The following is a 12,597-nucleotide window of genomic DNA, read 5'->3' on the forward strand; positions in this document are numbered from 1 at the left end:
CCTACGCTTTTTTAAGCTTTTTAAGTCTGATGAAAGTAAAGGTTGCCTGATCAATGGCTCTATTACACCATCAATTTCACCTACGAAGCAAGAATTTTGTGCCTTGTTTAAGACAGTCATGCTGAGCCGCAGACTCGACCATGCAATCCCTACCTGCTTTAGCCTGAACTCCGTCGATCGACGCCCAAATAATAACAGACGGGTTTGCCTACAGAATTACTCACAAAAACGAGAGGCAACCTTTGTTTTTACAAAATCATTATTAAAAACAGATTAAATACTAGACAAAGCTCAAAAAACTAGGTTATAGTTAACACTTCAGACGCGGGGTGGAGCAGCATGGTAGCTCGTCGGGCTCATAACCCGAAGGTCGTAGGTTCAAATCCTGCCCCCGCAACCAAATTAAAAAAAGCCAAACGTATCAACGTTTGGCTTTTTTGTTTTAAAGGACGCACTCAACTTCCACTGTAAACAAAGTGGATGTATGTTGGGCCGTAATCGTCCGTACCTTATACTTTAGTCACTTTTTCTTAGCTTTTTTACCCCACAACAGTGACTAATACTTATTCCATCGTTCACTCCTTACAGCAAGTTAATCCTCTAGCTTGGGATGCATTAAGCCAGCATGTGTTCACTCGCCATGATTTTCTCTATGCGCTAGAACAGGAAAATTGCGCGACACAAGCTACAGGCTGGAATATCAATTACTTATTACTACACCAAAACAATGAACTTGTAGGAGCCGTGCCTCTATACGTCAAAACACACTCACGTGGCGAGTATGTTTTTGATCACCATTGGGCTCAGGCTTATGCTCAGCACCAATTGGCATATTATCCAAAACTGCTGGTTGCCGTACCATTCACTCCTGTGTCTGGCCCCCGCCTATTAGCCAACAACTCCTCGCATAAACAACTGCTAGCTCAGGGCCTGCAACAACTCGCTGCACAGCAAAACTTCTCATCGCTCCATGTTTTATTCCCAGATGAACAAGATCGCCTGGCCTTAGAACAGGCTGGCTTTATGTTACGTACGAACGTTCAGTTCCACTGGCACAACGAATCGTACTCAAGCATGGAGGACTTTCTTGCTAGTATGACGCGCGACAAACGAAAAAAAATGCGCCAAGACAGCAAAAAAGTACACGCGGCCGGAGTCCGCTTCCGGCATCTGCAAGGAGATCAAATAACTCCTGCCGATTTAGACTTCTTTTATCAATGCTACGCGCACACCTATTTAAGCAGAGGGCAGCTACCTTACTTAAACTTCGCTTTTTTTAAGCGCTGGTACCACGATAATCCAGAGTCATGGGTACTCATCGTCGCGGACCAACACGAATCCGCCCTAGCCAGCGCTTTATGCATACGAGATAAAGACAGTTTGTACGGACGCTACTGGGGCAGCATGCACTATTTGCCCGGCCTGCACTTTGAAACCTGCTATACACAAACTATTGAGTTTTGCATTGCCCAAGAAATACGATCTTTTGAAGGTGGCGCACAAGGCGAACATAAACTTGCTCGCGGCTTACTTCCGATAACCACTTATTCGGCTCACTGGATTGCAGATGCACAATTTTCTGCTGCCATACAGCACTTTTTAGACCAAGAAACGCCAGCAGTAAATGAGTATGCAGAATCACTGACTCTGCATAGCCCATTCAAAAAGAAAACGGTTGAGCACAACTAGTCTTTTTTGTCGTCTTTCCCCGAGGGGGGAGTAAATGGAAAGACGGAAAACATCTGTCGAGTTTGATCCTGCATTTGGTCTTGCATCTGCACAAACAAGTTTTTACTTTGGTCAATATAACTATTCATCACTGACTGCAGTACCGGCGCCTGCACCTGCATAAACTGCGTCCACGCTTCAGGACCAAACTGACTACCATACATGTGCTTGGACTGTTCGGTCATACGCGCTTGAACCTCTGTGAAGGTTTGGATATTTTTCTCCAAATACGAGCCCATGACCCCTTGCAGGGCATTTCCATAAAAACGAATGATCTGCGTTAATACGGGGGTAGAGAACATGGGTATACCCCCGCTTTCCTCCTCAAGGATAATCTGCAGCAAAATACTACGGGTTAAGTCCTCATTTGTTTTTGCATCAATGACCGACAGTTCAATTCCATCCAATACCAGTTGCTTGACGTCGACCAGAGTAATGTAAGCACTGGCATGGGTGTCATACAAACGACGATTGGGATATTTTTTAATCAGACGAGGGGAACCCATGTTGTTTTATTACCCTAATAAAAATAGCATTGCACGCCTTATGTTAGCTCATATGTAAGCCGCCGTTTAGCGAGAAATCGGCGCCCGTAGCAAAAGCAGACTCCTCTGAGGCCAACCAAGCAATAATAGAGCCAATTTCTTCCGGAGTGCCCAGACGCCCCACTGGGATGGTGGCAACGATTTTTTCCAATACATCGGGGCGTATAGCACGCACCATATCTGTACCGATATAACCTGGGGAGACGGTATTGACAGTAACACCACGGCTTGCGACCTCTTGCGCCAATGCCATCGTAAAACCATGTATTCCGGCTTTCGCTGTCGAGTAGTTGGTTTGCCCAAACTGCCCCTTTTGGCCATTCACCGAACTAATATTAATAATTCGCCCCCATTGGTTATTCACCATGTCATCAATAACTTGCTTGGTAACATTAAACAAACTATTCAGGTTGGTATCCATGACACTGCGCCAGTCGTCCAGCCCCATTTTGCGAAATGTACCATCACGGGTAATGCCCGCGTTATTGACCAGTACCGAGACAGGACCATGCTCGGCGCGGACTTTATCAAAGGCCTCAACAGTGGAGTCCCAGCAAGCCACATTACCAACCGAGGCGTAAAATCTATATCCTTCAGCGGCCTGTTCATCAAGCCATTTTTCATGATCACGACTTGGCCCGCAACCTGCTACTACTGTAAAACCATCTCTTGCCAAGCGTTGGCAAATAACTGTACCAATGCCTCCCATCCCCCCAGTGACATACGCTACCTTACTACTCATAAACCCTCTCCTGATGGTGCTGACTGGTAAAGGTCATCGCTATGCGTGCAATGACCGGACAACAAACAGAAATCGACTAAAATTTATACAGCACGTACTTGAACATAGCTACCCGGCGCCAATTCAAGCTCTTTGAACTGTGCATTACCCAACTGCGGAGAACTATTTTGCTGGTGACCGCTATGGGACTGTAACCACTCAATCCAGTCAGGCCACCAACTACCATCATGACGCTGCGCATGCTCCAGCCACTGCAGGGCTGAGAAGTGTTGCGGCTCGACATCCGCCGTCCAATAGTGACGTCGTTTGCGCGCGGGCGGATTGACCACCCCTGCGATATGACCCGAGGCCCCTAATACAAAACGGTGCTGCGCCTGAGGCAGAGCACTCACACTGGCAAAGGCCGAGCGCCAAGGCACGATATGATCGTCACGTGAACCATAGATATACACAGGTAAGTTCAACTGACTGATATCGACTTGCAAACCGTTAATAAGCACACCACCTGGCTGCACTAACGAGTTCAATAAATAAGTATGCCGCAAGTACCAAGCAAAGAAATTTCCTGGTAAATGCGTACCATCTGAATTCCAGTAGAGCAAATCAAACGCGCTGGGGGTTTTACCTTGTAGGTAGTTACTCGTGACGTAATTCCAGACCAGTTCAGAAGGCCTCAAAAAAGAGAAAGTCGTGGCTAATTCCGCCGCATGAAGTACATTCCCTTGAGCTGCTTGCCACTCGCGTAATTGCACATGCGCTTCATCAATAAAAACATTCAAAATACCGGTATCAGCGAAATTAAGCATGCTTGTCAAGAGGCTCATACTGGCAGCAGGCTCATCACCTTGCGCCTTCGCTAAGGCCAACGCGGTAGCCAACAAGGTGCCGCCTATACAAAACCCCAAGGTATTAATTTTTGCTTGCGCTGAGACCGCGCGAACCACATCAATCGCTTGCAATACCCCGTGCTCAAGGTAATCGCCCCAACTTGCTTGATGCATAGCACCAGATTGCTGGCAAGCTGGGTTTCGCCAAGAAATCAAATAGACAGCAATACCTTGATCCAAAGCGTAACGCACTAGAGAGCTTTGAGGTTGCAGATCTAAAATATAAAACTTATTGATACATGGCGGCACAATCAATAAAGGCAATGCATATTGTTTTGCTGTGGTAGGACGGTACTGAATGAGTTGAATAAGCTCATTTTGATAAATAACCGCCCCTGGCGTAGTAGCCAAGTTTTCGCCTAACTGGAACTGTGACTCATCAGATTGGCTTAAGCGCCCTTTTTGTAAATCCTCAAAGAAATTACGCGCCCCTTGTAGCAATGATTCCCCTTGGGTCGCTAGTAAGGTTTCCCATGCCTGGGGATTACTACACAAAAAATTACTAGGCGCCATCGCCTCTACCCATTGCATTGCCGCAAAGGCCAGACGCTCACGCTCGCGCTCCTCAATATCCAGCTTTGCCACGTATTGCTGTAGCAGCCTTTCGGATAGTTCCCACATATGGGCCTGCCATAAAGCAGCAGGATGCTTTTGCCACGCAGGGTCAGCAAAACGACGGTCTTGTAAGGGAGGTAATTGTCCTTGCTGTGCTTGCTCAAAAAGTGCTTGGCAAGATTTAAAAAACTCAGTCTGTAATGCAGACAAATGCTCGGACTTCATGAAGCCCAACACCTCTGGAGAAAATGGATTACCGCTTGTCATTTGCCACCTAATATTACGCTTGTCTCTTTATACCCCATGATGGAATTACACGTAACAACGGTCAATTGGGGTAAATCGTTAGTCTGCGCCACAAATAATAGCTTAACGTGCAAAAACCAATGTACTTTATTTAGATGACTCTTTAGTTAAATAGGCCACACTGGCTTGCCGACCCGTAAGCGCCGAACGTCGATAAGAATAATAATGACTAGCTTCAGAATAAGTGCAAGCACGGCTTTGATGTACTTGCATTGACCCTAAACTTAATTGCTTTAATTTAAACTCAGCAATGCCGCTTAGATCCGCATACCATTTTCCAGAGATAGCACCAGGTTTAAAAAACCGTGTGAGCGCTTGTTCAGCGTTGACAAATTCCTCATAGACCTCTTGGCCCACCTCAAAACAGTCTTGACTAATTGCGGGCCCTATCCAGGCATGAAAACGAGTGCAATTGACCCGTTTGTTTTGCATGACAGCCCACGTATTTTCCAGCACCCCTGCTGCTAAACCACGCCATCCGGCATGCGCAGCAGCAATAATCGTACCCGCCTCATTCCACATGATGACCGGTAAACAATCGGCAGTAAGAATAGCTAATACTCTGTCCGGACGCGTCGTCACCGCGGCATCGACACGGCGCTGTGCCTCAGAGCCGAGGTCCTGCTGATCAGCATCCAACACCTCTGCGCCATGTACTTGAGTGAGCCATAAGGGCTGGTTAGGTAAATTTGCCTGAAGGTATAAACGCTCTCGGTTCGCGTACACTTGCGCGGGCTCATCGGGAGTGTTCAAACCTAAATTCAGTGCATCTGTTGCGTGCTGTTCATCTTGCACTAATTGCCTTCTAGTACAAAAATAGCGCACTCCCGAAAATGCCGGACCAGAAATTCCTTCAGGTACTAGGACGGTCTTTGATTCCATTCTATAGACTCCTGACATGCGATGTAATCATCCGCTAATGGCGCCTCAAAAACACGCTGCTGTTGACTGATTGGATCAATAAAGCTGAGCTCTCGAGCATGTAGCATCTGGCGAGGTGCTTGCTCACTGAGTTTACCGCCATACAAGCTGTCCCCCAACAAAGGATGACCTAAGCTCGCTACGTGCACACGTATTTGATGGGTACGTCCAGTTTCTAAACGACAAGCTAGCTCAGTAACAGCTTCACCTTCTGCGGAGTAACCTTGCCGCACTACTTGGTAGTGGGTTAATGCCGACTTAGGCGCAATACTATGCTCACAGCTCATACGTACAGGCACCCGCGCATCTCTTCCTATGGGTGCTTCTATTTTTCCTTCCCCAGTCAGCACCCCGTGTACCAATGCCTGGTAACGACGCCCCATGCTGCGATCTTGTAACTGTCGCACAAAATGCGTTTGAGCAGTCTCGGTACGGGCCACTACTAAAATACCGGATGTATCTTTATCCAACCTATGCACGATGCCCGCACGCGGCACATGGCGCTGCTCTGGGTAGCGGAACAACAACCCATTTAATAATGTGTTACGCCAATTCCCCGCCCCCGGATGGGTCACCAAACCGACTGGCTTATTAATGACCAGCCAAGCTGGATTTTCAGCTAATACGGTAAATGCCACATCATCGGCTTCGAATGCCAAGTCTTCAGGTGCTGTCTGCACCCAAACCTGGATCACATCCCCGGGATAAACGATGTGGCGTATCTTCACCTGCTGATCATTCACCAACACATGCCCTTGGGTCACCCAAGTTTGCATGCGACTACGAGAATGCTCTGGTAATAATTGCCCCAGCACCTTATCTAAACGCTCGGGAGTGGCAGAAATGGGTAAAATAAAACGCTGTGGCTCTAGCGTAAAAGAATTATCTTTTTCAGTATCTATGTCAGGCATGGCGACAAATCATATAATCGACGTGCAATGCTAACACCAAGGATGCTTTTGTGACTCGTTTCAATATCAATTTTTCACGCCTGCGTGGCCTGCGTCTGCTGGTCGCAACCTTTATGCTAGCGGCTCTAGCAGCCTGCAGCTCGGTTAAAAATGAAGTAGACCCTACTACTGGATGGACTGCTGATCGTCTGTACCAAGACGCCCGCGCTGAGATGAATGCCGGTAATTGGAAAGCCGCTCGCACACGCCTAGAAGCCATTGAGTCGCGCTATCCATTTGGCACTTATGCGCAACAATCACTTATCGACCAAGCATACATAAACTGGAAAGATGAAGAGCCCGCTCAAGCACTAGCTGCTATCGACCGTTTCCAAAAGCAGTACCCTAGCCACCCGGGCTCAGATTACATGCTGTATCTGAAAGGGCTTATTTCCTTTACCCCTCCAAGTGCGGCTTTATCCAAAATTACACGCCAAGATCCCAGTGAGCGCGACCCAAAGGGTTTACGGGAATCCTATGAGGCATTCCACGAATTGCTACAGCGTTACCCAGATAGTAAATATGCTGCCGATGCTGCCAAGCGTCAAACCTGGTTAGTCAGCACCATTGCACAGAACGAAGTCCATATCGCCGAGTATTACTACAAGCGCGGTGCCTATGTTGCTGCGGTAAACCGTGCACAAACCGTAGTGACTGACTTTAAAGGCGTCCCCATCGTCGAGCGCGCTTTATACATTGCCTACTTATCGTTCGATAAGCTTGGCAACACCGAACTGCGCGATGACACTGAGCGTGTACTACGAGCCAACTTCCCCAATACGGTCTACTTTGATCAAGGCCTAAAGGCTCAAGTCAATTACTGGAATCCGATTAACTGGTTCTAGCATGCAACACACTGCCTGTATCAACAGGTAGTGTGTTTACTCTTCCAGCTCGACTGGTAAGATTTTATGCTGACTTTTTTTCTCACGTAAAAAGGCTAAAGCTCGGGCTGGGTCTCGGGTGCGTGAGAAAGGCGGTAAGCCTCGCCAAAGCACTTTACCGTAAGGTTTATCAACCAAACGCGTATCACCAACCAACAGCACTCCCCAATCGCGCTCAGTACGAATCAAACGTCCTGCACCTTGCTTTAAAGCGATGGCTGCCTCAGGAATTTGATACTCCATGAAAGGATTACCTCCGCGGGCTTTGCACTCATTAATGCGAGCTTCTAAAACGGGGTCATCGGGGGGGGCAAATGGCAGTTTATCAATAGCGACCAAGGTTAAGCTTTCTCCGGGCAAATCTATCCCTTCCCAAAAACTGGCACTGCCTACTAACACGGCATTCTTACGGGCACGGAACTCATCCAACAATACTTGCCTAGAGCGCTGCCCCTGTCGCAATACCGTCCTTTCTATACCTTGAGCCTCGAAATGCTCAGCCAGCAAATCGGCCAAACGCTCCACCGCTCTTAAGGTTGTGCACAGCACCAAGGCCCCGCCATGATTTTCCTTAAGCAAAGGAAACAGGGCATCAACAAACGCCTCGTTAAAACTAGGATGGCTGGGTAAAGGCAAAGACGAAGGCACATAGAACAAGCCTTGTTGGGCGTAATCAAATGGCGACGACCACACCTGGGTGCGTGCCGACTGCAACCCTAGCTGACGCTGAAAATGGGAGAAGTCACCATGGACAGTTAATGTCGCCGACGTTAACACCCAACTTTGATCCTGTGCACGATAGCGCGAAAACACACCTGCTACTGACAGTGGCGCACTGTGCAAACGTAAAAAGTTACGGCCGATTTCTAGCCAACGGACCGCCTGCTCGGGGTGTTCCTGATCGTTAGAATCATCGGACAAATACGCATGGCGTCCCTGCCTGTCTGGTTGACTCCATTGAAATAATCTTGCACGAATATCGAGCGCCAATTTATGAGCGGCTGCCAGATCAGGATGGCGTTCGGCCACCATGCCCGATATTTGCAATAGTTTATCCAGCACTTCAAGCAAGGCCTCTAAGCGTTCATCAAACTGCTGCGCTTCGGGAATATCGAAGTAACCGACACGACTAAGCCCTTGCTGAATCGCTGGCGCGGTGCTCAGATGCAGTTCACGCCCTGCCTGCTGAACTTTTGCCGCTATTTGGCTCCAGTTAACCGTGTCTCTGGCATGGCCTAAGCCAGCGACTTCTACTTGACGACTCAGGTCAGTAATTTCATAAAGAGAAATACTGGTGCCTAGAAAACGCGTCGCCACATCGGGTAATTGATGGGCCTCGTCAAACACCACTAAGTCTACGGCAGGCAATAGGTCCGTAATACCGTCTTCGCGCAATGCCAGATCCGCCATAAACAAGGCATGGTTGACCACCACCACATCCGCTTCCTGGGCCTGTCGCCTTGCTTTCATGACAAAACACTCACGCACAAACGGACAGTCTTGGCCCAAGCAGTTTTCGCGTGTAGAAGTTACCCGTTGCCAAATTTCGGCCTCCTCGGGAACCGTCGCCAATTCACTTTTATCCCCCGAGCGAGAACGCTGTGCGAACAACTGTATTTCACGCAAGTACTGAACTTCGGTGCGTGAGCTCAGTGCGGCTTCATCGTACTCAAGTCTGTCTAGATAATAATGACAGACGTAATTACCCCGCCCTTTCAACAAAGCTAGCTGTATAGGAACCGCCAACATTTTGCGCAGCTGAGGAATATCACGCCTAAAAAGCTGATCCTGCAAGGTGCGTGTACCCGTGGATATCAGGGTTTTTCCACCACGTAGAAAAATTGGGACCAGATACGCCCACGTTTTGCCGGTACCTGTACCTGCCTCGGCAATGAGCACGGTATTATCATGTATTGCTTGTTCAATCGCTTGAGCAAGCTCCATCTGCGCCTGACGTGGCGTATAGTGGGGCGAATTTTCGGCAAGAGGCCCTTGCGCCGAAAAAACATCGGATAAATCCTGCGAAAACATAGTTTTACCAAAGAAGCTGACAGACAATTGTAGCGAATACTGTCTACAATTACAGTGATTACACAAGATGATACTCGCCATTCCTGGGTTACAGTCAGGCTTTATGGCAAAATGCGGCGCTTGCAGACCCTTTTACAACGACGGACTCATGAACGATACAACAGTTGAAAAAATAGCTCTGGATCAGGGCCAGGCACAAATACTCTCTTTGTTAGCCACTGAGTTAAACATACCAATGCGACAGGCCAGTGCGGCCGTAGCATTACTGGATGACGGTGCCACTGTTCCGTTTATCGCCCGTTACCGCAAAGAGGCAACTGGCGGACTCGATGACAATGTGTTGCGCGAACTCGAAGTTCGCCTGCTCTATCTGCGCGACATGCAAACGCGTCGCCACGTTATCCTTGAATCAATACGCGAACAAGGCAAACTCAGTGCCGAGCTTGAAGCGGCTATTTTGGCCGCTGACACAAAACAGCGCCTAGAGGACCTATACACCCCCTACAAACCCAAACGCCGCACCCGCGCACAAATCGCCCGAGAAGCAGGCTTAGAGCCTCTCGCTGACGCTATCTTGTCCCAAGACAACGTTGACCCCTTAAGCCTAGCTCAAGACTATCTGAATCCGGAGGCCAAGTTTGACACCCCTAAAGCGGCCTTAGATGGGGCACGTGATATCCTCGCAGAACGTTATGCGGAAGACGCCAACATTCTTGAGAAAATGCGTCACTACCTTTGGCAACATGCCCATCTACATGCCAAGTTAGCTGAAGGTAAAGAGCAAGAGGGCGACAAATTCCGCGACTGGTTTGATTTCCACGAGCCTATCAGCCAACTGCCCTCACACCGGGTCTTGGCGTTACTACGTGGCCGCCAACAAGGGGTACTTGAGCTACGAGTAGGTCTGGAACCCGAAACCGATGTTCTGGTTCCTCATCCATGCGTCGTCAAAAGCGCAGAGCTGATCAACAATGGCGCCGACTTCTCCAACAATGCCACGGCAAGAACACAGTGGTTAGCCGAGGTTTGTCGTTGGACATGGCGCGTAAAACTATTAACGTCCTTTGAAACCGAAATTATCGGACAATTACGTGAACAGGCTGAACAAGAAGCCACGCGAGTTTTTGCGGCAAATTTACGTGATTTATTATTAGCGGCGCCAGCCGGTCCCAAGGCGGTATTAGGACTGGACCCAGGCATACGTACCGGCGTTAAAGTGGCGGCTATTGATCGTACCGGGAAAGTCCTGGAAACAGCCACTATCTATCCTTTTGAGCCACGCCGCGACCGAGAAGGAAGCTTGCGTGTACTTGCCCAACTCGCAAAAAAGCATAATATTGAGTTAGTCGCTATTGGCAATGGCACCGCCTCCCGAGAAACAGAGAAACTCGTTGCCGATTTACAAAAAGCTCAACCCGAACTACCGTTAACGCGTGTGGTAGTCTCCGAGGCAGGCGCCTCGGTCTACTCAGCCTCCGAACTAGCTGCCGCTGAGTTCCCAGACTTAGACGTCACTCTGCGCGGAGCAGTATCGATTGCCCGACGTCTGCAAGATCCTTTAGCTGAGCTCGTCAAGATAGATCCTAAAGCAATTGGTGTAGGCCAATATCAACATGATGTGAATCAGCGTGAATTAGCCCGCAGCCTTGACGCAGTAGTCGAAGACTGCGTGAACGCCGTCGGGGTAGACGTTAACACCGCCTCAGCGCCACTGCTAGCGCGTGTATCCGGGCTAAATAACACCTTGGCTCGCAACATTGTGAGCTGGCGCGATAATAATGGTGCTTTTGGCTCACGTAAAGAGCTACTAAAAGTGCCGCGCTTTGGCGAGAAAGCCTTTGAACAGGCGGCTGGCTTCCTACGTATACCTGGCGCCAAAAACCCTCTAGACGCCACGGCTGTACACCCCGAAGCCTACCCCATTGTAGAAAAAATTCTTGCGCGAATTCAAGCTGACGCAGCCCAAGTAATGGGTAAGCCTGGAGCTCTTAAAAACGTCTCTCCAAGTGAGTTCACCGACGAGCGCTTCGGTCTTCCTACTATCATTGATATTTTCAACGAATTTGAAAAACCGGGACGCGATCCACGTCCAGAGTTCACAACGGCTAAATTCGAAGAAGGCATCAATACCCTCAACGACCTCAGCCCTGGCTTAATACTTGAGGGCGTGGTGAGTAACGTAGCCAACTTTGGCGCGTTTGTAGACATAGGCGTGCACCAGGATGGCTTAGTCCATATTTCCGCCCTCTCCGACACTTACGTCAAAGACCCGCGCGACGTCGTGCGGGTAGGCCAAACCGTCAAAGTAAAAGTGCTAGAGGTTGACGTGGCCCGTAAGCGTATCGCCCTTTCGATGCGCTTACATGACGATGCTCCAAGCAATGCACGCCGTACGGCCCCCAGCACCGATAACCACAAGCGCGCACCGCGTCCTAGCAAATCCAGCACTGTGCCTGAAGGCGCTATGGCAGCAGCGTTTGGAAAACTGAGGAAATAACTATGAGTATCAATAAAACTGCTTTAATCCGTTTACTGGACCTGCTCGCTAACTGCGAACAGCCCGCTCATAGCCTACAGGAAATTGCTGACCGTATTATTGAGGCACTAGAAAGCCCTCAGGCAATGCAAGCGGCATACGGGCCTGATACCCAAGCCCTAGCCGCAGAAAACCCTGCTAGCAGCCTGTTATTAGCCTTAAGCTATGAACTGGATGATTACTTTGCTCTGGGTGACTCTGTCGACGAAATATGGGAAGAAATTCTTGCTGCCTTCGAAACGCCCGCTATGCCGGCGTTCCCTTACGAAGAAATGCCTTTTCAAGACATTGAAAGCTTTTTTATCTGGGCGAATGAACAATTACAACTGGCACACCCAGATTACGGCCTGATTGAATTTGCACATAACCCTGAATATGCCTTTCAACTCATACTGATACAACATCAGTATATGGACGAAATTTTAGAGTTATGTGAGCAGTTGGGCTTGACCGCTGCAAATATATTGGAATAAAAACCGCTTTATATATTTTTTACAGCCAGCCCTCATCAG

At 48.8% G+C, this 12,597-nt stretch carries 10 protein-coding genes and 1 tRNA gene; 5 read left to right on the plus strand and 6 right to left on the minus strand.

All coding sequences use genetic code 11. The annotated features are described in order from the left end of the window. Positions 1-323: 323 nt before the first annotated feature. A tRNA-Met gene (locus tag OSH01_RS08735) sits at positions 324-400 on the plus strand. A gap of 152 nt (positions 401-552) precedes the next feature. Further along, positions 553-1,689 (plus strand): GNAT family N-acetyltransferase, encoded by a 1,137-nt coding sequence (locus OSH01_RS08740; RefSeq protein ID WP_266123713.1) that lies wholly within the window; start codon positions 553-555, stop codon positions 1,687-1,689. Here the strand turns inward: OSH01_RS08740 and phaR are convergent. The 5 genes from phaR to OSH01_RS08765 form a co-directional block, all read right to left on the minus strand. Then, positions 1,686-2,234, minus strand: coding sequence for a polyhydroxyalkanoate synthesis repressor PhaR (gene phaR, locus OSH01_RS08745; protein ID WP_266123714.1), 549 nt, complete (start codon positions 2,232-2,234; stop codon positions 1,686-1,688). The genes OSH01_RS08740 and phaR overlap by 4 nt on opposite strands. Before the next feature lie 43 nt (positions 2,235-2,277). Then, positions 2,278-3,015 carry an acetoacetyl-CoA reductase gene (phbB, locus tag OSH01_RS08750; protein ID WP_266123715.1) on the minus strand — a complete coding sequence of 246 codons (738 nt, stop codon included), beginning with the start codon at positions 3,013-3,015 and terminating at the stop codon, positions 2,278-2,280. Between the two features lie 83 nt (positions 3,016-3,098). Further along, positions 3,099-4,724 (minus strand): PHA/PHB synthase family protein, encoded by a 1,626-nt coding sequence (locus OSH01_RS08755; protein WP_266123716.1) that lies wholly within the window; start codon positions 4,722-4,724, stop codon positions 3,099-3,101. 126 nt (positions 4,725-4,850) lie between these two features. Beyond that, positions 4,851-5,645 carry a peptidoglycan editing factor PgeF gene (pgeF, locus tag OSH01_RS08760; RefSeq protein ID WP_266123717.1) on the minus strand — a complete coding sequence of 265 codons (795 nt, stop codon included), beginning with the start codon at positions 5,643-5,645 and terminating at the stop codon, positions 4,851-4,853. Beyond that, positions 5,624-6,595 carry an RluA family pseudouridine synthase gene (locus OSH01_RS08765; RefSeq protein WP_266123718.1) on the minus strand — a complete coding sequence of 324 codons (972 nt, stop codon included), beginning with the start codon at positions 6,593-6,595 and terminating at the stop codon, positions 5,624-5,626. Before OSH01_RS08765 ends, pgeF begins: the two co-directional genes overlap by 22 nt. A gap of 113 nt (positions 6,596-6,708) precedes the next feature. On the opposite strand from OSH01_RS08765, the gene OSH01_RS08770 reads away from it, so the two are divergent. Then, positions 6,709-7,479 (plus strand): outer membrane protein assembly factor BamD, encoded by a 771-nt coding sequence (locus OSH01_RS08770; protein WP_266123951.1) that lies wholly within the window; start codon positions 6,709-6,711, stop codon positions 7,477-7,479. Between the two features lie 36 nt (positions 7,480-7,515). Here the strand turns inward: OSH01_RS08770 and OSH01_RS08775 are convergent, their stop codons facing one another. Next, positions 7,516-9,549 (minus strand): ATP-dependent DNA helicase, encoded by a 2,034-nt coding sequence (locus OSH01_RS08775; protein WP_266123719.1) that lies wholly within the window; start codon positions 9,547-9,549, stop codon positions 7,516-7,518. 148 nt (positions 9,550-9,697) lie between these two features. Between OSH01_RS08775 and OSH01_RS08780 the strand changes: the two genes are divergently transcribed. After that, the gene (locus tag OSH01_RS08780) at positions 9,698-12,046 is read left to right on the plus strand and encodes a Tex family protein (RefSeq protein WP_266123720.1); all 2,349 of its coding nucleotides are present in this window, start codon (positions 9,698-9,700) and stop codon (positions 12,044-12,046) included. Positions 12,047-12,048: 2 nt separating this feature from the next. Next, on the plus strand, positions 12,049-12,558 hold the full coding sequence (locus tag OSH01_RS08785; protein WP_266123721.1) for a hypothetical protein: 510 nt from the start codon (positions 12,049-12,051) through the stop codon (positions 12,556-12,558). Positions 12,559-12,597 lie beyond the last annotated feature (39 nt).

This window comes from Alcaligenes endophyticus (assembly GCF_026344035.1).
Classification (GTDB): domain Bacteria; phylum Pseudomonadota; class Gammaproteobacteria; order Burkholderiales; family Burkholderiaceae_B; genus Alcaligenes; species Alcaligenes endophyticus.

Excerpts from the sequence above, each read along its gene's own strand:
- pgeF (WP_266123717.1), bottom strand. The coding sequence starts at position 5,645 with ATGGAATCAAAGACCGTCCTAGTACCTGAAGGAATTTCTGGTCCGGCA.
- phbB (WP_266123715.1), bottom strand. The coding sequence starts at position 3,015 with ATGAGTAGTAAGGTAGCGTATGTCACTGGGGGGATGGGAGGCATTGGT.
- OSH01_RS08770 (WP_266123951.1), top strand. The coding sequence starts at position 6,709 with ATGCTAGCGGCTCTAGCAGCCTGCAGCTCGGTTAAAAATGAAGTAGAC.
- OSH01_RS08780 (WP_266123720.1), top strand. The coding sequence starts at position 9,698 with ATGAACGATACAACAGTTGAAAAAATAGCTCTGGATCAGGGCCAGGCA.
- OSH01_RS08775 (WP_266123719.1), bottom strand. The coding sequence starts at position 9,549 with ATGTTTTCGCAGGATTTATCCGATGTTTTTTCGGCGCAAGGGCCTCTT.
- OSH01_RS08785 (WP_266123721.1), top strand. The coding sequence starts at position 12,049 with ATGAGTATCAATAAAACTGCTTTAATCCGTTTACTGGACCTGCTCGCT.
- OSH01_RS08765 (WP_266123718.1), bottom strand. The coding sequence starts at position 6,595 with ATGCCTGACATAGATACTGAAAAAGATAATTCTTTTACGCTAGAGCCA.
- phaR (WP_266123714.1), bottom strand. The coding sequence starts at position 2,234 with ATGGGTTCCCCTCGTCTGATTAAAAAATATCCCAATCGTCGTTTGTAT.
- OSH01_RS08755 (WP_266123716.1), bottom strand. The coding sequence starts at position 4,724 with ATGACAAGCGGTAATCCATTTTCTCCAGAGGTGTTGGGCTTCATGAAG.